Origin of the sequence: Novosphingobium fuchskuhlense (assembly GCF_001519075.1) — a bacterium.
GTDB classification, from domain to species: Bacteria; Pseudomonadota; Alphaproteobacteria; order Sphingomonadales; family Sphingomonadaceae; genus Novosphingobium; species Novosphingobium fuchskuhlense.
The window spans coordinates 1,787,218-1,809,014 of sequence record NZ_KQ954244.1 but is presented as its reverse complement, the minus strand read 5'-3'; the positions used below and the strand labels follow the sequence as shown (position 1 = coordinate 1,809,014).

17 protein-coding genes are annotated in these 21,797 nt (G+C 64.1%); 6 read left to right on the top strand and 11 right to left on the bottom strand.

Features of this window, described 5'->3' with window-relative positions:
- The first annotated feature begins 67 nt into the window (after window positions 1-67).
- From rpsF to AQZ52_RS19070, 4 genes are all read left to right on the top strand, one after another.
- Window positions 68-430 (top strand): 30S ribosomal protein S6, encoded by a 363-nt coding sequence (gene rpsF, locus AQZ52_RS18465; RefSeq protein WP_067908416.1) that lies wholly within the window; start codon window positions 68-70, stop codon window positions 428-430.
- Between the two features lie 3 nt (window positions 431-433).
- The gene (gene rpsR, locus AQZ52_RS18460) at window positions 434-658 is read left to right on the top strand and encodes a 30S ribosomal protein S18 (RefSeq protein ID WP_054121790.1); all 225 of its coding nucleotides are present in this window, start codon (window positions 434-436) and stop codon (window positions 656-658) included.
- A gap of 12 nt (window positions 659-670) precedes the next feature.
- On the top strand, window positions 671-1,270 hold the full coding sequence (gene rplI / locus AQZ52_RS08435) for a 50S ribosomal protein L9 (RefSeq protein ID WP_067908412.1): 600 nt from the start codon (window positions 671-673) through the stop codon (window positions 1,268-1,270).
- A gap of 350 nt (window positions 1,271-1,620) precedes the next feature.
- Window positions 1,621-4,275, top strand: coding sequence for a choice-of-anchor L domain-containing protein (locus AQZ52_RS19070; protein ID WP_067908410.1), 2,655 nt, complete (start codon window positions 1,621-1,623; stop codon window positions 4,273-4,275).
- Between the two features lie 77 nt (window positions 4,276-4,352).
- On the opposite strand, the gene AQZ52_RS08425 is transcribed toward AQZ52_RS19070, so the two are convergent.
- On the bottom strand, window positions 4,353-8,528 hold the full coding sequence (locus tag AQZ52_RS08425) for a LamG-like jellyroll fold domain-containing protein (RefSeq protein ID WP_067908407.1): 4,176 nt from the start codon (window positions 8,526-8,528) through the stop codon (window positions 4,353-4,355).
- Window positions 8,529-8,737: 209 nt separating this feature from the next.
- Between AQZ52_RS08425 and AQZ52_RS08420 the strand changes: the two genes are divergently transcribed.
- Window positions 8,738-10,897, top strand: a complete 2,160-nt coding sequence (locus tag AQZ52_RS08420) for a penicillin acylase family protein (protein ID WP_156424820.1) — start codon at window positions 8,738-8,740, stop codon at window positions 10,895-10,897.
- A gap of 44 nt (window positions 10,898-10,941) precedes the next feature.
- Complete coding sequence (locus AQZ52_RS08415) at window positions 10,942-12,378, top strand: AMP nucleosidase (RefSeq protein ID WP_067908402.1); 1,437 nt, start codon at window positions 10,942-10,944, stop codon at window positions 12,376-12,378.
- Between the two features lie 264 nt (window positions 12,379-12,642).
- Here AQZ52_RS08415 and AQZ52_RS08410 read toward each other — a convergent pair whose 3' ends face one another.
- The 10 genes from AQZ52_RS08410 to AQZ52_RS08370 form a co-directional block, all read right to left on the bottom strand.
- Window positions 12,643-13,476: a DUF5694 domain-containing protein gene (locus tag AQZ52_RS08410; protein ID WP_067908399.1), complete on the bottom strand. Its 834-nt coding sequence runs from the start codon at window positions 13,474-13,476 to the stop codon at window positions 12,643-12,645.
- Between the two features lie 101 nt (window positions 13,477-13,577).
- Window positions 13,578-15,401 (bottom strand): M2 family metallopeptidase, encoded by a 1,824-nt coding sequence (locus AQZ52_RS08405; protein ID WP_067908396.1) that lies wholly within the window; start codon window positions 15,399-15,401, stop codon window positions 13,578-13,580.
- Between the two features lie 81 nt (window positions 15,402-15,482).
- Window positions 15,483-16,238, bottom strand: coding sequence for an alpha/beta fold hydrolase (locus AQZ52_RS08400; RefSeq protein ID WP_067908393.1), 756 nt, complete (start codon window positions 16,236-16,238; stop codon window positions 15,483-15,485).
- Window positions 16,239-16,243: 5 nt separating this feature from the next.
- Window positions 16,244-17,269, bottom strand: coding sequence for an aspartate-semialdehyde dehydrogenase (locus AQZ52_RS08395; RefSeq protein ID WP_067908390.1), 1,026 nt, complete (start codon window positions 17,267-17,269; stop codon window positions 16,244-16,246).
- A 38-nt stretch (window positions 17,270-17,307) separates the two neighbouring features.
- Window positions 17,308-19,581, bottom strand: a complete 2,274-nt coding sequence (locus AQZ52_RS08390) for a S9 family peptidase (RefSeq protein WP_067908386.1) — start codon at window positions 19,579-19,581, stop codon at window positions 17,308-17,310.
- A 123-nt stretch (window positions 19,582-19,704) separates the two neighbouring features.
- Entirely contained in the window at window positions 19,705-20,085 is a 381-nt protein-coding gene (gene rplS, locus AQZ52_RS08385; RefSeq protein ID WP_067908384.1) for a 50S ribosomal protein L19, read from the bottom strand.
- A 3-nt stretch (window positions 20,086-20,088) separates the two neighbouring features.
- Window positions 20,089-20,829, bottom strand: coding sequence for a tRNA (guanosine(37)-N1)-methyltransferase TrmD (gene trmD, locus AQZ52_RS08380; protein WP_067908381.1), 741 nt, complete (start codon window positions 20,827-20,829; stop codon window positions 20,089-20,091).
- On the bottom strand, window positions 20,826-21,113 hold the full coding sequence (locus AQZ52_RS18455; RefSeq protein ID WP_156424819.1) for a hypothetical protein: 288 nt from the start codon (window positions 21,111-21,113) through the stop codon (window positions 20,826-20,828). The genes trmD and AQZ52_RS18455 overlap by 4 nt, the downstream gene beginning before the upstream one ends.
- An 11-nt stretch (window positions 21,114-21,124) precedes the next feature.
- On the bottom strand, window positions 21,125-21,502 hold the full coding sequence (locus tag AQZ52_RS08375) for a type II toxin-antitoxin system VapC family toxin (RefSeq protein ID WP_082697634.1): 378 nt from the start codon (window positions 21,500-21,502) through the stop codon (window positions 21,125-21,127).
- Window positions 21,499-21,771 carry an AbrB/MazE/SpoVT family DNA-binding domain-containing protein gene (locus AQZ52_RS08370; protein WP_067908378.1) on the bottom strand — a complete coding sequence of 91 codons (273 nt, stop codon included), beginning with the start codon at window positions 21,769-21,771 and terminating at the stop codon, window positions 21,499-21,501. The genes AQZ52_RS08375 and AQZ52_RS08370 overlap by 4 nt, the downstream gene beginning before the upstream one ends.
- Window positions 21,772-21,797 lie beyond the last annotated feature (26 nt).

Here is a 21,797-nt window from a genome sequence, read left to right as displayed (position 1 = left end):
CCGGAGGGGCCCCGCAATACCGCGGATCAGCCAGCGATCGGTTAGATTGATGAAGGACGCAAGGCCCATGCCGCTTTACGAGCATGTTTTCCTTGCGCGTCAGGATCTGAGCCAGGCTCAGGTTGACGCGCTTGCCGCCACCGCCACCGAAATCGTCGAGACCAACAACGGTAAGGTCGTCAAGACCGAGACCTGGGGTCTTCGCTCGCTGGCTTACAAGATCCAGAAGAACCGCAAGGCGCACTTCGTGCTGCTCGACATCGACGCCCCCGCCGGCGTGGTCGCCGAGCTTGAGCGCCAGACCGCGATCAACGAGGACGTGATCCGCTTCATGACCGTTCGCGTCGACGAACACGAAGCCGGCCCCTCGGTGATGATGCGCAAGAACGACCGCGAGCGGACCCGCCGCCGCGAACGCGAAGGGGAATAAGCCATGGCTCGTCCGTTTTTCCGCCGCCGCAAGTCGTGCCCGTTCTCGGGCAAGGGCGCCCCGGTCATCGACTACAAGGACGTGCGCCTGCTTCAGGGCTTCATGTCCGAGCGTGGCAAGATCGTGCCTTCGCGCATCACCGCCGTTTCGGCAAAGAAGCAGCGTGAGCTGGGCCAGGCGATCAAGCGCGCCCGGCACATCGGCCTGCTGCCCTACATCGTCAAGTAAGGAGCGCAGACCATGCAGATCATCCTGCTCGAGCGCATCGAGAAGCTGGGCTCCATCGGTGACGTTGTCACCGTAAAGGACGGCTACGCGCGCAACTTCCTGCTGCCCAACAAGAAGGCGCTCCGCGCCAACGAAGCCAACCGCAAGGTGTTCGAGGCCAACCGCGCCAAGATCGAAGCCGACAACGCCGCACGTCGCACCGACGCGCAGGCTGAAGCCGGCAACGTCGAGGGCAAGGAAGTCGTCCTCATCCGCGCCTCGTCCAACGCCGGCCAGCTCTATGGTTCGGTTTCGGTGCGCGACATCGTCGACGCGCTGGTCGAACAGGGCGCCAAGGTGACGAAGTCGATGGTGGTGCTGGAACGCCCGATCAAGACCATCGGCATTTCGACCGTGAAGGTTGCGCTCCACCCCGAAGTGAGCGTGACGGTCAAGGTCAACGTCGCCCGTTCGCCCGACGAAGCCGCGCTGCAGTCGCAGGGCGTCGACGTTATCGACGCGATGTTCGATACCGAAGTCGGCGGCTTCACCGAAGAGTACGACCCCAATGCAGAGCCGGGCGAAATCCCGGCCGACCTGCTCGAGGAGCGTGCCGAGGGCACCGAAGCCTGAGACAAGGCTTCGACCTGAAAACAAGAGGGGCGCCTCCGCAGGGAGGTGCCCTTTTTTGTTGCGTCTGCCGCGCTGACCCGCAGCCGGCGAACCGCCGAGGATCCTCCGCAAAAGACCTACGCGAGGATATATAAGTCAAATAACTTAGTATATATCTATAATAAAAACAAAAATCCGAAATAGAGATAATTTGCACAGCCTGTTCACGATCCATTCTCATTAAAATATCGAAATTACGGGAACAATATTTTCTTCATCACATTGAAACATCGGATTCGAATGGTCTTCCGATTGATCCGATATCAAGGCGAAGGCAGCTTGATTTCTGCTAACACAGCAGGGGGCAAGCCATGGCAACGTTTCAGAACTACGATCCTTCGACCGACCCGAGCCTGACGCCGGTTTCGCTGATTACCGCGCTGATCGCCGGGACGACCACGCTGACGGCGGCGGATTTCACGGACATCACGATCACCGGCAAGCCGGCTTCGACAAACTTCTATGATGGCTCGATCGCCCAGCTTGGGATCGGCGCGGGCCTGCTGCTGACGACGGGCGGAACCCCGGGGCCGACGAACAATTCAACCGGCTTCAGTGTCAACAATGGCCTGCCGGGCGATCCGCAGCTCGATGCCATCCTCGCCGGCACGAAGTCCTTCGACGCCACCGAACTCCATTTCACGCTCAATGTCAGCGATACGGCAGTCAATTCGCTGCAGTTCTCGGTCGTGTTCGGATCGGAAGAGTACCCTGAATTTGTGGACTCCTATCCCGACATCGCCGCCGTATTCGTGAACGGCAAGAACTATGCCCTGTTCAACAATGAGGCGAGCAAGCCGCTGAGCGTCTCGTCCAACAATCTTTCGGCAGGCAACTTCCAGAACAACGCGGGCAACGCCTATGCGCCGCTGCAATACGACGGCATCAGCAAGACGCTGACCTTCATCGTGCCGCTCAATCAGGGCGCCAACGATATCAAGATCGCGATCGCAGACCTGAATGACGGCGTTCTCGATTCCGGCCTGTTCATTTCGGGCTTCCAGCTCATCAGCAGTGGTGGCGGCGGCGGCCTGTTCAGCGATGTCAACGGCGACGACAAGCCCAACGACCTGCAGGGCAACGACAACGACCAGATCTTCAATGCCGGGGGCGGTGACGACACGATCAAGGCCGGCGGCGGCGATGACGTGATCAATGGCGAAGGCGGCAACGACCAGAGCAGCGGCGAGGCCGGCAACGACGTGATCAACGGCGGCGAGGGGACAGAGGACAGCGCCACGTTCTCGGGCAACCTGGCCGACTACACGATCACCTACGACAAGAAGACCGGCTATCTCACCGTGGTCGACAACCGTCCGAACAGCCCGGACGGCACCGACAAGGTCGGTTCCGATGTGGAATTCCTCAAGTTTGCCGACCAGACCGTTCCGACCTCCAACTACATCATCGACGATGCGGTCTATCTGAGCACCCCGGGCGACGACACCTACGTCGGGACCGCCACGATCAAGACCGTCAGCTACGAGCTGGCCCTGGGCAGCGTGAAGGTGAACCTGGCGCTCACCGGCCCGCAGAAGACCGGCCATGGCACCGACACGCTGAGCGCGCTCGACAACCTCACCGGCTCGGCGTTTGCGGACAAGCTGGCCGGCAATGCCGGAGACAACCTGATCAAGGGCCTTGCCGGCGACGACAAGATCGACGGCGGCGCGGGTGCGGACACGCTCGTCGGCGGCGCCGGCAACGATGGCTACACGGTCGACAACGCGGGCGACATCGTCACCGAGCAGGCCGGAGAGGGCAACGACAGCGTGACAGCCTCGATCAGCTATACGCTGACCGCCCATGTCGAGAAGCTGACACTCTCGGGAACCGCTGCGATCGACGGCACGGGCAACGACGGCGACAACACCATCAACGGCAACGGTGCGGCCAACATCTTGCAGGGCCTCGGCGGCAACGACAAGCTGTCCGGCGGCGCGGGCGACGATACGCTTGTCGGCGGGGCCGGCAACGACAAGCTCGACGGGGGAACCGGTGCCGACAGCATGGCCGGCGGCATCGGCGACGATGGCTACACAGTCGACAATGCCGGCGACACGGTCAGTGAGGCGGCCGGCGAAGGCTATGACAGCGTCACGGCCTCGATCAGCTACACCCTCGCGGCCAATGTCGAAAAGCTCACGCTCACCGGCTCGGCCGCGATCGACGGCACCGGCAATGAAGCTGACAACAGCATCACCGGCAATGGCGCGGATAACCACCTGCGCGGCCTAGAAGGCAACGACAAGCTCTCGGGCGGCGCGGGCAACGATACGCTCGAGGGTGACAGCGGCAACGACAAGCTCGATGGCGGCACCGGTGCCGATATCCTGATCGGGGGCATCGGCAATGACGGCTATGTCGTCGATGACGCCGGCGATCAGGTCATCGAGGCGGCCGGCGAAGGTTATGACAGCGTTTCCGCGGCGGTCAGCCATGTCCTTGCCGACAACGTCGAAAAACTGACGCTCCTCGGCACCGCCGCAATCGACGGCACGGGCAATGCGCTCGCCAATGCCATTCTTGGCAACGGCGGCGACAACCGCCTCGCGGGCCTGGGCGGCAATGACAGCCTGACCGGCGGCGATGGCAACGATACGCTCAGCGGCGGGCTTGGCGCGGACCGGCTGACTGGTGGGGCGGGCGCAGACGCGTTTCGCTTCGACGTGGCGGAAACCGCGGCCAATTTCGACACGATCAAGGACTTCGTCCACGCAGTCGACCATATCGAGATCAGCCGCGCCGCCTTTGCCGCCTTTGGCGCCGATCCCGCCGGTGCTCTCCCAGGGGCAGCCTTCACCACCGGCACGGCCGCAGCGACGGCAGACCAGCATCTGATCTACAACAGCGCGACGGGCGCCTTGTTCTATGACCCAGACGGCCTCGGCGGCGCAGCGCAAGTCCAGATCGCGCTGCTCTCGGGCAAGCCCACGCTGACGTCTGCGGATATCGTGCTGATCTGAAGGTCCGCTCGCCAAAACGAGACAGGGCGCCCCCGGTGGGGACGCCCTGTTTTTTGTATCGTGCCCGCAGGACAGGCCTAGAGCACGAAATCGGCCGCAACCAGCGCGGTACTGCTGGTCACCACGATCGCGAAATCGGCCACCTTGTCGCCGTTCACGTCGCCCTGCACCAGCCACTGGCTGCCCTGCGCCGTCACCGTCAGCGCGCCGTGCGAGCCATCGAAGGCGGTCACCAGCTTGAACACGCCGTCCCCCGCATCGGCCCCGTTGGCATCGATCTTGGACAGGTCGATGATATCGTGCTCCGCGTGGGAGAAATCGCCGATGGTGTCGCGGTACTTCGTATCGATGCCGGCATCCTGCAGGCTGGTATAGACGAAGGTATCCGCTCCGGCGCCGCCGAACAGCGAATCGAGCCCCTGACCGCCGATCAGGATATCGTTTCCGCCCAAGCCCCGCAGCGTGTCGATGCCAGCGCCGCCCGACAGGGTATTGGCTGCATCGTTGCCGCTGATGTCGTTGTTGCCCATGTTGCCGGTACCATTGATAGCCGCCGTGCCCATGAGGATAAGGTTCTCGACGTTGTCGCCGAGCGTGTAGCTCACCGTCGACTTTACCGTGTCCACGCCATCGTTGCCCTGCTCGATGATCTTGTCGGCGCTATTGTCGACGACGTAGACATCGTTGCCGCCCCCGCCTGCCAGGATATCGGCACCGCCTCGCCCGTCGAGATAATTGGCGTTGCCATTGCCGGTGATCTTGTTGGCGAGGTCATTGCCGGTGCCGTTGGTGGCAGACCCATCAAGGACCAGATTTTCGAGCGTGGCACCGAGCGTATAGTTTACTGCACTGATCACTGTGTCGGTGCCCTCGCCCACCAGTTCGATCACCTTGTCGCCGCTGCTCGAGACCACGAAGGTATCGTTGCCGGTACCGCCCGTCATTGTGTCATTGCCCGAACCGCCATCGAGCAGGTCGTCGCCGGTGCCGCCATTCAGGATATCGTTGCCGCCGCCGCCATAGAGTTTGTCATAGCCGACGCCGCCCGAGATATCGTCGTTGCCGCCACCGCCGGTCATTTCGTTGGAAAGGACGTTGCCGGTGAGCTTCGTGCCAACCGAAGACTCGACAACAACGTTCTCGAAATAGGCACCGATCACGAAGCTGGTGATGCTGCTGCCGGTGATGTGAACCGTATCGCTGCCTGGATTGGGATCTGCCCCTTCCGAAACGATGTCGCCGACATTGTCGATCCAGTAGTCGTCCGAGCCCGTGCCGCCGATCATCGTGTCGGCACCGGTCCCGCCGATCAGCGTATCATTGCCGCCCCCGCCGACCAGCCTGTCGTTGCCTTCCTTGCCCTCGAGCAGGTTGGACTGTTCGTTGCCGGTGATGACGTTGTCCTTGGCATTGCCCGTGCCGTTGACTGCGGTCCCGCCCAGCATGAGCGACTTGGCTTCTGCCGCCAGCCGCACATTGAGCCCTGAAGTGACTGTTACATTGGGTGCCGAGGCACTGCCCACCAGCGGCGATGTCCCGGGGCCGGGCGCGGGAAGCGGCGTGGTGCCAAGAAGCTCGTTGAGCCAGTACGTCACCGTCTCGACGCGCGCGTTGGCGTTCCCGTCCTCGTTGAGGAAGCGGTCCCACTTGGTAGCGAAACCGATGTGATAGATGCCATCCATCACCGTATCGATCGCGCTGTCACCAAGCAGGTAGCTGGCCCCGTGATCGCCCTGGATCTTGTGGAAGCCGGTCTCGATCATGTTTTCGTCGTTGCCATGTGCGGCAAGGAACGCGGCCGACTGATTGGCGCGGATCCACGCCGAAAGGTCGTAGGTTTCCGCAACGGTCAGGTGGCCATCATCCATGGCCCCGGTGGCGTTGATCGCATCGATGATGATGTGGTTGAGCTTGTCCGCAGCCGCCGCACCTTCGCGGATCTGCGCGGCGGAGATGTTGTTCTTCAGGCCGACATCCTCGCCGACGATCTGGATGAGCTGATCGAGCCCGGTGCCCGTCGTACCCACCGGACCGTCATAGGCATAGGGCAGGCCGCCTTGGGGCATCGCGCCATTGGCGGCAAGCGCCGACTTGTAGTCGTCGATCGAGGCGTAAAGCCGGTCTGCGCCCACTGGATCGCCGTCGAGTTCCAGTCGCAGGCCTTCCGCACCGGTGTTGTCGAAATAGTAGAGATCGACGGCATAGAGCCCGGACTTGTCGATAGTGATCGTCTGGCTGGTACCGGTGAAGCCGCGATTTCCGGCAAAGCTCGACAATTCATCGCCACCGAGCTTGAGCAGGAAACCATCGTCCGAGCGCACGTTGACAAGGTGCTGCCCCTTTTCGAGCCAGATGTAGCCCTGCAGGCGCATGCCGATCGTGTTCATCGCGGTGTCCGCACCGCCATCGGTCATCTGGCCCTTGCCATCGAGGAACTGGCCGAGCGTGGCGACTTCCTTGAACCCGCCGAAGTTCACAGCCGATGCGGTGAGGTGGTAGTTGGCGTTCTTCGTCGCGGTCTGCGCGATGAGATCGTCGATCGAATCGAAACTGGTGCCGCGATCAAAGATCTCGCCCTTCAGGCCCGTTCCGGCACGAACGGCGGGCTGATCGCCCTCCAGCGCGGCCGTGCCGTTCCACTCGGCCGGCAGTGCGCCCGAATGGTTGATCGCCCGCAGCTCGAAGGGATCGAGAATGCGATCATAGACCGCAAGATTGCCGACCTTGCCATCGAGGTGGCTGTCCATCTGGTTCATGTGGCTGGCATCGCGGCCCCAGGTGCCGGCACCGAGCACGAGACCGCGGGTGTTGGGTCCAAGACCGCTCGTCGCGTCGACATCGGCAGCCACGCGCTTGCCGTTGAGGAACAGGCCGAGCCCATCCTGCCCGAACGTGATCGCGAGCGAATACTGGCGGCCGCTCTCGATCGTCACGCCTTCTGCCTTGAGCCACCAGTCACGGCTGCCATCCTGCAGGATGACGTAGAGTTCGCCGTCGCGGATGAAGGTGGTGATATCGCCATCCGCGTTGGAAGCGCCATCCTTCGAGAAGATCACATGGGTCGCGCCGTCGTCGGCATGGTTCGCTACGAAGTCCAGCGCGATGGTGCCTTCGGCCACGCTGGTCGTCGGCAGCTTGCCCAGATCGACCGAGCCCTTGGTGCCGTCGTCGGTGACAAGGCCCGCCTTGCTGAACACGAGATTGGGCTTGAGCGAGTTGGCATCGACTGCGGCATGGTTCGAATGCAGCGAACCCGATGCCAGATCGTCCTTCAGCAACAGGCTGATCCAGTCCGAAGTATCGGTGATGCGCTGGTTGGCATTGCCGTCCTCGTTCTCGAAGCGGTCGCCGCTGATCTTGAAACCGATATGGTAGATGCCGTCGGCCACGGTATCCACCGAGAGGTCGCCGTAGATGTAGTCGCGGCCGCCATCGCCCTGCGCATAGTGCAGGCCGCTTTCGAACGCGCCTTCGTCATCGCCGTGGAGCTTGGTCCATTCGTCGAGCTTGTTGACGATGATCCAGTGGTTGAGATCGACCATGTCCATCGGATCGAGCTTGTTGTCGTCCGCGACACCGGTTGCCTTGATCGCCTGAAGCATGATCTTGGCCATCCCGTCAGCCGAGACAGAGGCATCGTTGATCTGCTTTTGCGAGATACGGTGGTTGAGCCCGATGTCGTCGAGCAGGCGCTCGGCGATCAGGTCGAGTCCGGTGCCGGTGGTGCCATGCGCCTGCGGATCGGCCTTGGTGTTCTTGAGCGTACCGGCAGCGAGTTCGGGTGCGAGCAGGGTGTTGAGCCAATGCGCCACATCATCGACACCCGGCCCCCAGTAGTTGCGGGGAGAGGTGAGATGACCGTCCTTGATATCGAAGGCGATGTCGTAGATGCCGTCGAGCACCCGGTCGACGCCGGCCTCGCCGAACAGCCGCGTTACCGCGCCCTCACCCGAAACAAGCTGGAAGCCGGTTTCGACGCCGTTGGTCTCGGTTCCGTAGAGCGCCGTGAACTTGGCGAGGCTGTTGCCGCGCAGATAGCTGTTGAGCGAGTAGATGTCCGAAACGGTGATCTCGCCATCGTTGGCAAGCCCAAGCGTCCGGATCGCATTCACGATCAGGCCGTTCATCGCATCGGCAGCAGCCGCACCTTCACGGATGGCCGCGCCGGATGTGCCCATGTTGAGACCGTAATCGTTCGCAATCAAATCGACGGCCCGGTCGAGTCCCGTGCCAGTAGTTCCAATGATCCCCATCGCGCATCTCCTTGACTGTCCGTCTTATGCGCAGAGCATGCCGAAGGACGTTTTAAGTACAATGGCTGCGGAATACCCCTAAGGCGTTAACCTAGATGCTTAAAATTCGGGCATTTCACCGTATCGAACCAATCTCCACGGTGGCGAAAAGAATGTTTGATCCCAAACACTTGGAATCCTAGACTGCGATGAAGTGAGTGGAGGATACCTTGAAGCGTGAACATGTCGTCGCAGTTGTTGCACTCCTTGTCGGTGCTGCACCGGTTAACTCGCTCGGGAAAAGTTCCGAAATAATCGGCGAAGCGAAAATCGAACGCGATGAGTGGGGTATCGCGCACGTCTCGGGCAAGACCGACGCCGACGCTGTCTTTGGCATGATCTATGCGCAGGCGGAGGATGACTTTCCCCGAATCGAGCGCAACTACCTCGTGAGCCTGGGTCGTCTTGCCGAAGCCGAAGGCGAAGCAGCGCTTTGGCAGGATCTGCGCCAGCGGCTGTGGATCGACCCTGCTGTACTGAAGGCTGACTATGCCAAAAGCCCCGCGTGGCTCCGCAAATTGATGGATGCCTGGGCTGGCGGCCTGAACGCCTACCTTGCGGATCATCCGGACGTACGACCGAAGGTCCTGACGCACTTCGAGCCGTGGATGGCCCTCAGCTTCACCGAAGGCAGCATCGGCGGCGATATCGAGCGCGTGCCGGTCTCGCAGGTCGAGGCGTTCTACGGCGCCCGCCAGGTTGCCATGACCGACGAGGAACTGGGCCGCCGCCTCACGGAACCGGCCGGCTCCAACGGCATCGCCATCGCCCCCTCACGCACCGCGAACGGCCATGCGCTGCTGCTCATCAACCCCCACACCAGCTTCTATTTCCGCGCCGAACAGCAAGTCACGAGTGGCGAGGGCCTCAACGCCTATGGCGCGGCGACCTGGGGACAGTTCTTCATCTACCAGGGCTTCAACCAGAACGCAGGCTGGATGCACACGACCACGGGGGCGGACCGGATCGACGAATTTGCCGAAACCGTGGTGCAGCAGCCGGGGAAGGCGCCCGCCTACCGTGTCGGCGATGCCGTGAAGCCCTTCTCTGCCCAGTCGGTCACGATCAAGGTTCGCCAGCCGGACGGCTCGTTCACCCCGCGCAGCTTCACGACTTATGCCAGCGAGCATGGCCCGGTGGTGCGCGAGGAGGGCGGCAAGTGGATTGCCTACGGCCTGATGAACCGGCCCATCCCGGCGCTGGAGCAGAGCTTCCTGCGCACCAAGACCCGCGATCTCGCGAGCTTCCTCAAGGTGGCCGGACTGCAGGCCAATTCGAGCAACAACACCCTGTTCGCCGATACCAGGGGCGAGATCGCGTACCTGCACCCGCAGTTCATTCCCATCCGCGACAACAGCCTTGATTGGCGCAAACCCGTCGACGGCAGCAACCCGGCCGCCCGGTGGCAGGGCCTTCACCCTCTCTCGAGCCTGCCGAACGTGCTGAAGCCCGCCAACGGCTGGGTCTTCAACGTCAACAATGCCCCGTGGACCGCCGCAGGGGCAGACAGCCCGAAGAAGGACGCCTACCCGCGCTACATGGATGAAGTTGGCGCCAATGCACGCGAAGCCCACGCCCTTGCGGTGCTGGAAGGCCGGCACGACTTCACGCCCGAGAAGCTGATGGCGGCAGCCTATGACCCCGCCCTCCCCGCGTTCGACCGCCTGTTGCCGCCGCTCTTCGCTGCGCACGCCGCAGCGCCGGATGCGAAGCGGGATGACCCCATCACGCTGCTGAAGGGCTGGGACCACAAGTGGGCGCTCGGCTCCACCGCCACCAGCCTTGCGGTCGGCTATGCCGAAGCCTTGTGGAACCGCGTTTCAGCCATGAGCGACGGCGACGAGGAAAGCCTGTGGGAGCGCATGAACAATCGGATCACCGATGCCCAGCGCCTTGCCGCGCTGGACGATGCGGTGAACCGGCTTGTCGGCGATTTCGGCTCGTGGCGGGTGCCGTGGGGGGCGCTCAACCGCTATCAGCGCAATGACGGGGCCATCACGCAGACCTTCGATGATGCAAAGCCCAGCACGCCGATCCCGTTCGCCAGCGGCAACTGGGGCAGCCTCGCCTCGTTCGGGGCGCAGCGCTATCCGGGCACGAAGCGGATGTACGGCACCAGCGGCAACAGCTTCGTCGCGGTGGTCGAGTTCGGCCCCAGGGTACGCGCCCGCGCGGTGAGCATTGGCGGCACCAGCGCCGATCCGGCTTCGCCCCACTTCGGCGATCAGGTGGACCGCTACGCCGCCGGCAACTTGCGCGAGGTGTGGTTCTATCCCGAAGACCTCAAGGCCCACGTCGTCTCGACCAAGGTGCTCAAACGAATGCGCTGAAGCCCCGACTTCCAAAGGTCACGACAGGCAGTTACACCTAGGGCATGGATCATATCGCCTCCGTGCTCGACGAGCTTTCGCGCATCTACACCGCCTCGGTCGCCCGGCTGCGCGAGGATGTGATGGCCTTTGCCGCCAAGGGCACGCTGCCGCCGGAGGAACGGCGGCATGATGGCAGCTACTGCTATCCCGAGCTGCGCATCCACTTCGGCGGCGAGCCGAGCATCGAGCCCACCGGGCATTCGTTCGGACGGCTCAGCCAGAAGGGCACCTACGCCTGCACGGTGACGCGCCCCGCCTTGTTTGCCGACTATCTGGCCGAGCAGCTCGCGATCATCCTGCAGGGCTTCGACGTGACGGTGGAGGCGGCGCCCTCGCGGCAGGAAATCCCCTTCGCCTACGTGCTCGACGGCAGCCTCGGCGCGCAGATGGGGAGTGTCACCCCGCAGGAGCTGGCGCGGCATTTCCCGAATGCGGAGCTTTCGCATATCGGCGACGAGATTGCCGACGGCGAGTACAACGTCGGCGACGGCCCCCTGCCCCTTTCGCTGTTCGATGGCCTGCGCACCGACTTCAGCCTTGCGCGGTTGACCCACTACACCGGCACGCCGGCCGAGGACTTCCAGCGCTATATCCTGTTCACGAACTACCACCGCTATGTCGACGAGTTCGTGGACTGGGCAGGCAAACAGCTGGGCACGGGCGAATACACCGCGCTGTCGGGTGCCGGCGGCCTGCATCTCGATGCGCCGACCGACAATGCGCGCGAGCGCATGTCGGACACCGCGTGGCGGCGGCACCAGATGCCGGCCTACCACCTCATCGCGCCGGACCGCAGCGGGATCACGCTCGTCAACATCGGCGTCGGCCCCTCCAACGCCAAGACGATCTGCGACCACCTTGCGGTGCTGCGGCCCGAGGCGTGGCTGATGATCGGCCACTGCGGCGGCCTGCGCCCCACCCAGAAGATCGGCGACTATGTGCTGGCCCACGCGTACCTGCGCGATGACCACGTGCTCGATCCGGTGCTGCCGCCCGAAATCCCGATCCCGGCGATTGCCGAAGTGCAGGTCGCCCTCGCAAGGGCAGCGGAGATCGTCAGCGGCGCGGGCGGATCGGACCTCAAGCGGCGCATGCGCACCGGCACCGTCGTCACCACCGACGACCGCAACTGGGAGCTGCGCTATTCGCATTCGGCCCGGCGCCTGAGCCTCAGCCGCGCGGTCGGCATCGACATGGAATCGGCCACCATCGCCGCGCAGGGCTACCGCTTCCGCGTGCCCTACGGGACGCTGCTGTGCGTTTCGGACAAGCCGCTGCACGGCGAGCTGAAACTGCCGGGGCAGGCCAACCGCTTCTACGAGGAGGCGATCTCGAGCCACCTCGCCATCGGCACGACCGCCTGCGCGCTGCTCAGGGCCGAAGGGGCGCGCCTGCACAGCCGCAAGCTGCGCGCGTTCAACGAGCCGCCGTTCCGCTGAGGGACAAGTTGACACGGTTGACACAGTCCTGAGGGAAATGTGTCAACCCCGGCCAATCCGCTCAAATTACTGATTTATTATGATATTTCTGGACCCCCGGTCCGGACGGCGCGGGAAACGGATTCCGGGGGGGACGGCGGGGCCATACCCGAAGGGTGCGACAGGACCACAGGTTCAAAGAGCAGCACGATACATGCCGCAGGACGGGGCCTGTAGGAAAACGGATTCTGGCAACCGGGCCGGCCGGAGCGGGCTATGCGGCCCTCAGCGCGATCGGGCTGCGGCCTGCCTGAGCAAGGGCACGGGATCGACCGCGACGACGCCCGGGGTCGCCGAAGCGAAATGCCGCAACCAATAGCCGTGTCCGGCGCCGAAGATGACCAGCACCCGGTCACCCGGCCGGGCGACGGAAAGGAGCTTGCCCCAGATCTTGGCATTGCGCAGATACCACATGGCGTTGAGATCGGCCCCGGCCTGGTTGTCGTGATCGCCGATGCGCAGCCACGTGTAGTAATCGTCCATCCGGGTGTAGATCGGATCGGTGTTCACCCGCAGCAGCAGCCGGGCGATGCTGGCGGTCTTCTGATCGGCCTCGAACCTGGCCAGCTGTGTCCTGAGCACCGCCTGCGGTTCATCGATCAGCGCCTGCTGGCCGAACTTCTGCGCGGCGGCCTGCATCTGATCATAGGGGAAGTAGTCCGGCTCGCCCGCCGCCGGTTGCTCGTCGATGCCGCTGACGAGGGGGAGCTTGGCGAGGCTGGCGACGCGGTAGCCGATCTGGCTGATCTCGTTGGCATCGGTGAGGAGCCTGGCGGGGGTGAAGGCGGCATAATCGGCCACGGCCAGATCCGGCGCGCTGCTCTCCCGCTCGACCATCACGCGCGTGGGCCGGAAGGTTAGCAGCGCCTGCGCGACGGCTTCCAGCTGGCGCTGCCGTTCCGGCGTAAGCACGCTTTCGATCTTGACGTTGTTCACGTCGAGGCCGGGATTGCCGAAGTGATAAGCGCCAAGGACCATGACCTGCACCGGGGGTTCGGCAGCAAGCGCGGGTGTGGCAAGCGCGAGCGAGGCCAGCAAGACGAGCAGGGTCTTGAGCATGGGGGCGATTCTCCTGCCGGAAGGTTAGAGCGCGAATTGGCCTTCCACTACCCGCCGGGTGCGCACCTCCCCATCCCTTTGGGACGGGGAGGTCATTGACACTACCAGCCGCAGGCCTGCCCCTTGTTCTGCGCCTCGAGCCACTTCTGCAGCGGGGCGAAGTAGCGGATCATCGCCTTGCCGCTCATTTCCCGGCTGCCGGTGAAGGCTTCCAGCGCATCGGGCCAGGGCTTGCTGGCGCCCATGCTCAGCATGGCGTTCAGCTTCGCGCCGACCGCCTTGTTGCCATAGAAGCTGCAGCGGTGGAGCGGGCCCTGCCAGCCGGCCTCTTTGCACGCCGCCTCGTAGAACTGGAACTGCAGCACGCGGGCGAGGAAATAGCGCGTATAGGGCACGACCGCGGGGATGTGGAACTTCGCGCCGGGATCGAAGGCATCGGCGCCGCGTTCTGCCGGCGGGACGAGGCCCTGATACTTCAGACGCATCTGGTTCCACGCGGCTTCGTAGTTCTCGGGCTTGATCGAGCCATCGAACACGCCCCAGCGCCAGCGATCGACCAGCAGGGTCCACGGCATCGCCGCCATCTTGTCGAGCGCCTGGCGCAGGAGAAGGCCGGTGTCCTTGTCGGCCGAGGGCACCTTGTCGCGCCCCATCAGGCCGATCTGGACGAGGTATTCGGGCGTGATCGAGAGCGCCATGGTATCACCGATGGCTTCATGGAAGCCATCATTGGCGCCTTCCATGTAGTAGCGCGAGGGCTGCTGGCTGTAGGCGCGCTGGTAGTAATTGTGGCCGAGTTCGTGGTGGATCGTCACGAAATCGTCCGAGTTGACCTTGGTGCACATCTTGATGCGCAGGTCGTCCTTGTTGTCGATATCCCACGCCGAGGCATGGCAGACGACTTCGCGGTCGCGCGGCTTCGTGATCTGCGAGCGCGCCCAGAAGGTTTCCGGAAGCGGAGCGAAGCCGAGCGAGGAGTAGAAGCCCTCGCCCGTTCTGACCATCTTGACGGGATCATAGCCCTTGGCGGTGAGCAGATCGCCGATATCGTAGCCGATATCGCCCGCGCCCTTGGGGGCGACCACATCGTAGATATTGCCCCAGGCCTGGCCCCACATGTTGCCGAGCAGATCGGCGCGGATCGCGCCGGTCTTCTTCTGCACCGCGTCGCCGTATTTTTCGTTTAGCTTGGCGCGGGTGTAGCAGTGGAGCTGGACGTAGAGCGGCTTGACCTCGTTCCAGATCTTCTCGGTGAGCGCGGCGAAAGCGGCCGGATCCATGTCGTAGTTCGAGCGCCACAGCGCGCCGGTATCGGCAAAGCCCAGTTCGCGCGCACCTTCGTTGGAAAGCTCGACCATGCGGGCATAATCGGCCTTCATCGGCTTGCCGACGCTGTCATGCCACGAGAGCCACATTTCCTTGAGCTCTTCGGGGTTGCGATTGGTGCCCATCGCGGCCTCGATATCGCTGCCGTTTATGGGCTGCCCCCGCAGGGTGCCGTGGCCCTTGCCGTAGAGGCCCTGGATGCGCGCCTGGCGGGTGCCGAACTCCTCCGCCGCGCCGGGCGTGGTGGGCACGGGGCTGGTGATCTGGGTGCGCATCATGACGAGCTTGCGCTGGTTTTCCGCGGAGAGACCGGGAACCTTGGCCATGCGCGCAGCTCCGGTTGCGGTCCAGACCATGAAGGTGTTCTGCTGCGCATTGGAAGCAGCGACAAGCGCTTCGGTATCGTCGGTGATGTTGGTTTCATAGACCCACTGGACGCGGCCGGCGCGGACAGTTTCGTCGAAATAGCGCTGATCTGCAGCCTTTATCCAGATTTCGGCAGATGCGGCATCTTGCTCAGGCAGGGGCGGCTGATGCGCGAGGGCCGGCATGGCCACGAGCGAGGCCGCGAGCGCGGCGAGGGAAACGAGGCTTTTCATGGGACTGGCTCTCCGGTCAGTGGGCGTGGACCGCCTCCCGGGCAGCCCTTGCCGTCACCGATAAGCCCGTGCCGCGCGCCGTCAAGCGGTCAGAAATGAAACCAGTTCTGCGCCGAACGCAGCCTCGGTGACGCTCGACATATGGGTGCCGGGGATCACCGCGCGGCGGGCATCGGGAAGCGCCGCTGCGAGGCGGTCGGCGCTGCCGTTGTCGTCGTCCTTGTCGCCGCAGAGGACGAGCGTGGGCATGGTGATTGCCGAAAGGGCTTCGGGCGGGGTGTCTTCCATCGTGCCGAGGAGGAGGCGCGCGGCAGCGGGATCGGTGCCCATGCTCTTGAGGAACTGCTGCGAAAGATAGGCCGGATCGCCGGGGCGGATCGTGCCGAACCGGTCCAGCATATCGCGGAAGAACTGCTGGCGGCGCGCCCAGCCGGCGAGGCCTTCGAGGCCCATGCCGGCGAGCACCAGCCGCCGGGGCTGCGCCCCCGCTATCACGGCACGGGCGGAGGTGCGCGAACCGAGCGAGAAGCCGACCAGATCGTAATCGGCAAGGCCGAAGTGGGCGATCAGCGCCTCGAGATCGCGGACCAGCACATCGGGCGGATAGGCGGCAGGATCGTGCGGCGCGGCGCTCATCCCGTGGGCGCGCAGATCGGGCATGAGGCACGCAAACCCGGCGGCGGCGAGCTGCGCGGCGGTGCCGAACTTGAGCCAGTTGACCTCAGCGGAGGAAAACAGGCCGTGGAGGAGGATGACGGGACGACCTTCCCCGACTTCGGGCCCGAGGCGGTGAAGCGCCAGCGGTGCCCCATCAAATCCGGGGAAGGTCTCCGTCATCGTCCTCAGCCCTTCTTGAGGTGACGGCGGCCGAGGAGTTCGGCGATCTGCACCGCATTGAGCGCGGCGCCCTTGCGCAGGTTGTCAGAGACGCACCACAGCGAGAGGCCGCTGTCGACGGTCGGGTCTTCGCGCACGCGGGAAACGAAGGTCGCGAAATCGCCGACGCATTCGATCGGCGTCACGTATCCGCCGTTCTCGCGCTTGTCGACGAGCATGACGCCGGGCGCCTCGCGCAGGATATCCTGGGCTTCCTTGGCGGAGATTTCCTCTTCGAATTCGATGTTGATCGCCTCGGAGTGGCCGACAAACACCGGAACGCGCACGCAGGTGGCCGTGAGCTTGATCTTCGGATCGAGGATCTTCTTGGTCTCGGCGACCATCTTCCACTCTTCCTTGGTCGAGCCATCATCGAGGAAGCTGTCGATGTGCGGGATCACGTTGAAGGCGATCTGCTTGGTGAACTTGCGGGGCTCCACAGAATCGCCGACGAAGATCGCCCGGCTCTGCTCGAACAGCTCGTCCATGCCTTCCTTGCCCGCGCCCGAGACCGACTGGTAGGTCGCGACGACGACGCGCTTGATCTTCGCCGCATCGTGCAGGGGCTTGAGCGCCACGACCATCTGCGCGGTCGAGCAATTGGGGTTGGCGATGATATTGCGGGCCTTGTAGCCGTCGATGGCGTCGGGGTTCACCTCGGGCACGATCAGCGGCACGTCCGGATCCATGCGGTAGAGCGAGGAGTTGTCGATCACCACGCAGCCGGCCGCCGCCGCGCGCGGGGCGTGGACCTGGGTGGCCGTGCTGCCGATGGCGAAGAGCGCGATGTCCCAGCCTGCGAAATCGAAATTCTCGAGGTTCTGGACCTTGATCATCCGGCCCGTCTCGCCGAACTCGATCTCGGTCCCCTGCGAGCGCGAAGAGGCGACGGCCGCGATCTCGTCGATCGGGAACTCGCGCTCGGCGAGGATATTGAGCATCTCGCGCCCGACATTGCCGGTCGCGCCAGCGACAACTACCCGGTAACCCATTGCATTCTCCTTGCGGCGGCCTCCGCGGCCCCAGATGACTATTGCCCGCTACCCACGCCATTGCGATCGAGGAAGCGAAATACGGTTTCGTAAAGATGCTTGGATACCTTCGGCCCGCCGATGCGATGGGTGAAGCCTGGGTAGAGCATCATTTCGAAGGGCACGGCCTCGGCCTGCAGCTTCGCGATGAGCGCGGTCGAGTTTTCGAACACGACGTTGTCATCGGCCATGCCGTGGATCACCAGGAGCGGATCCCTGATCTTCGCGGCATCGGCAAGCGCGCCCGAGGTTTCATAGACCTTGGGCTGCTTGTTGGGATCGCCGAGATAGCGCTCGGTGTAGTGGGTGTCATACAGCTCCCAGCGCGTGACGGGGGCGACCGCGATGCCGGCAGCCCATTCGTCCGGATGCGCTTCGAGCATCTTGAGCGACATGTAGCCGCCATAGGACCAGCCGAAGGTGCTGACCCGCTTGGGATCGACGAAGGCAAGCGACTTCAGATAGCGCGCGCCGGCCAGCTGATCGGCCACCTCAACGGTGCCCATCGCGCGGTTGATCGCACTCTCGAAGGCCACGCCGCGATTGTCGGACCCGCGCCCGTCGATGGCGAAGTAGATATAGCCCTTGTCGACGATCGCCTGCGCCAGCGCGCCCTGCCAGCCCTTGCTCACGACTTGCGCGTGCGGGCCGCCGTAGTGGTAGGAGAACACAGGGTAACGCTTGCCGGGCTCCAGCGGCGGGGTGATCATCATCCAGTGGAGCGGGGTGCCGTCATCCGCCGGGATCGTGCCGAACTGCGCGGCGCGGTGGCTGGCGAGGTAGGGCGCATAAGGGTGCCTACCCTCGACACGGTTTTCCTCGATCCACGCAAGGCGCTTGCCGGAGGCATCGGCGAGGTAGGACTGCGGCGGCTGGGCGTCGGCGCTGCGGGTGACGACGAGGGTCTGGCCCTTGCGGTCCATCGCGGCGCTGTTGTGGAAGGCCGGATCGGTCAGCCGCTCGAGCTGTTCGGGGTGCTTCAGATCGAAGGCATAGACCTGCGGCGCGAGGACATCATCCTTCGTGCCGACAAAAGTGACGCGGCCGGATTTCTGATCGACACCAAGGAGGTCGGTGACGACCCAGTTGCCCTTGGTCAGCTGATGCCAGGTACCGCCACCGTTGAGGCCCGCCTTGAAGTGATAGAGGTGCGCGAACCCGTCGCGTTCCGAGAGCCAGATCAGGCTGCCATCGGCGAGGAAGCGGTAGGCGTCCGAGAGGTTGATCCAGCTGCCGGTCGCGGCCTCTTCGGTGAACAGAACCTCCGCCTTGCCGGTCGCGGGATCGACCTTGAGCATGTCGAGCTTCGTCTGCGCGCGGTCCTCGCGCTGGACGTAGAGCGCCTTGCCATCGGGCGCCCAATCGACGCGGGCGAGGTAGATGTCCTTCTCGGCGCCAAGGTCCACCTGCACCCGGCTCTGGCCGTCCGCGCCGATCACCCAGAGCGAGACTTCCGCGTTGGGTGTGCCGGCGGCGGGATAGCGCTGCTCGAAGGTCTTCGTGCCCTCCGCGCCAATGGCCGCGCGGGTAACGGTGCCGACCCTGGCCTCATCGAAGCGCTCGACCGCAAGGCGCGCGCCATCGGGCGACCACCAGTAGCCCTTGAAGCGGTTCATTTCCTCCTGCGCGACGAATTCGGCCTCGCCCCAGTGCACCGTGGCGGCGCTTTCGGCGGGGGTGACGGCCTGCGGCTCGGTCTTGCCGTCCACTGCCCCCACGAAGAGGCGCTGGTCGCGCACGAAGGCGACATGGCCGCCCCTGGGGCTGAGGGAGGGATCCAGCTCGCCGCCCTTGGTGCCCGCGATCTTGCGCACCGATCCATCGAGGCCGGCCAGCAGCAGATCGCCATCGATGGGGACGAGCACGGCGGTGCTGTCTGCCGTCCATTCGTAGCTGACGATGCCCTTCAAATCGCCGATGCGCTGGCGCTCGCGCTGCATCTTTTCGGCTTCCGAGAGCTCGCGGCCCGAGGAGAGCTTCTGGGAATCGACCAGCATGCGCCATGCCCCGGCCTTGCGGTCGAAGCCCCAGAGATCATAGCGCTCGCGGTCGTTCGGCCGGCCGCGCAGCACCGTGACATAGCGGCCATCGGGCGAGAGCTTGACCGCTCGCGGCACCGGGCCTGCAAGGCTGGGGCTGGCAAAGACGCGCTCGAGGGTCAGGGAAGGCGCGGCTTGCGGTGCGGTCACGGCGGTTTCCTTAGGCTCGGCGGCAAGGACGGGCGCAGCTGCAACAAGCGCGCTGGCAACAAGCAGGGAGGTCAGCAGTCGCATGGGTGCGATGGTCCTTGCGGGAGGTATGGCGAAACGAAAAGAGGCGCCCCGGCGGTTCTGCCGGGGCGCCTCTTGAAGCACGCTGCGGTGCCCCAGGCGGTGGGCTATGTCAGCCCGCCCCGGTCAGCTTTCCGCAGTGGTTTTAATCGTCTTGCGCTCGGCAATACGCGCCGACTTGCCGGTGCGGCCACGCAGGTAATAGAGCTTGGCACGACGCACCACGCCGCGGCGGACCACGGTGATGCTGTCGATGTTGGGCGAGTAGAGCGGGAACACGCGCTCCACGCCTTCGCCGAACGAGATCTTGCGAACGGTGAAGTTCGAGCCGAGGCCGCGGTTCGAGCGTGCAATGCACACGCCTTCGTAGGCCTGGACGCGGGTGCGCTCACCTTCGACGACGCGCACGCCCACGCGTAGCGTGTCGCCGGCGCGGAAATCGGGGATGGTCTTCTTCGCCTTGAATTCGGCGATGGCTTCAGCTTCGAGCTGCTGAATGATGTTCATGACTTAATCGTCCTGCACTTCACGCTGCGCGCCAGAGGCAGACTGGACCCGAGCACCGGTGTGGCGCTCCCAAAGGTCCGGCCTGCGTGACCGGGTATCGTCTTCAGACCGGCGTTTCCGCCATGAAGCGATTTTCGCATGATCCCCCGATCGCAGCACTTCAGGGATCGTGCGCCCTTCCCATTCCTGGGGTCGGGTATAGTGCGGGTACTCGAGGAGGCCGTTCTCGAACGACTCTTCTGACCCACTGGAAGGCGCGCCCATTACGCCGGGAAGCAGCCGAATGCAAGCATCGAGAAGCATCAGCGCCGCCGGTTCGCCTCCGGAAAGCACGATATCGCCGACGGAGACTTCCTCGACAGCCCGCCCTTCGAAGATGCGTTCGTCGAAACCTTCGAACCGGCCGCACAGCAGGATGACACCGGGGCCGTCTGCCAGTTCGCGCACGCGGGCCTGCGTGAGGGGCTTGCCGCGCGGTGTGAGCGCGATGACGGGGCGGCTGGCGCCCCCTTCGCGCGCGTGGTCGATGGCTTTGGCCAGCACATCGACGCGCAGCACCATCCCCGCGCCGCCGCCTGCGGGCGTATCATCGACGGTGCGGTGCTTGTCCGCCGCGAAGTCGCGGATCTGGACGATATCGATGGCCCACTTGCCCTCCGCCATGGCGCGGCCCGCAAGGCTGACGCCGAGGGGGCCGGGGAACATTTCGGGGTAGAGCGTGAGGACGGTGGCGTGGAAGGTCAATTTTTGCGCCATTTCCAGATAAGAACGGAAACTGCCCCGCCCGTCAGGGAGAGGAGAGCGAAGATCGCCAAGGTTACGCCACCAAACACTTGGACGAAGCGCCAACCTGTCGCTTCATCAAGCGAAAATGCAGCGAAAAATATGCCGACAGCCACGGCGGGGACAAGCCCGACACTTGCGCCAGCGAGCAGCGCACAACCGAGTGCTGGCAAGGGTCTGCCAAACATTCTCAAGGCGATTGCCGCAGCTATCGCGCCCACTGCAAGGAAGAACAGTAGTTCCAAATCGGCAGCCTCTAAATCGTCCAGTTCTCGGTCCTGAGCCCCGGCACATCGGCGAAATCCGCCTCGTTGTTCGTCACCACCGTAGCCCCGATGCTGAGCGCATGGGCGGCGAGCAGGCGGTCGAAGCGCGCGCGCCTGAAGGGCAGCCCAGCGTACTCGCGCGCGGCGGCTTCGTCGAAGGGCAGGATCGGGATGACGGCAACAAAGGCTTCCAGAACAGACGGTTCGGGCGGCTTGCCGGCGATGGTTCCCAAAGCCACTTCGGCAAAACTGATCGACGAAATCGCAATCTCTCCCGGCTCGAGCTGCGACAGACGCTCACCAAGAGCAGCAAACCGCGCGGTCATGGCATAGACCGCGCAGTCGCTATCGATCAGGAAGCGGATCACGCCTCAGGCTTTGCCTTGCGCGCCGCAATCGTACTGGGCCGTTCCTCGAAATCCTCGCGCGGCGGGAGCGTGAGGCCGCGGGCCTTTCCCCAGAAGCCGCTGATGTCGATCTTGCGCTTGGGCTGGTCCACCGGTTCGACACGGAAGGTCATGCGGTCCTCCTTGACCATGCGCACTTCAGTGCCTTCCTCGAAACCGAGCGCCTTGGGCAGTCGCAGGGCGACGGAATTGCCGGACTTGAACACTTTGCCGTGATACTCGTCGCTCATCGCCATCTCCGTATATACATCGCGTA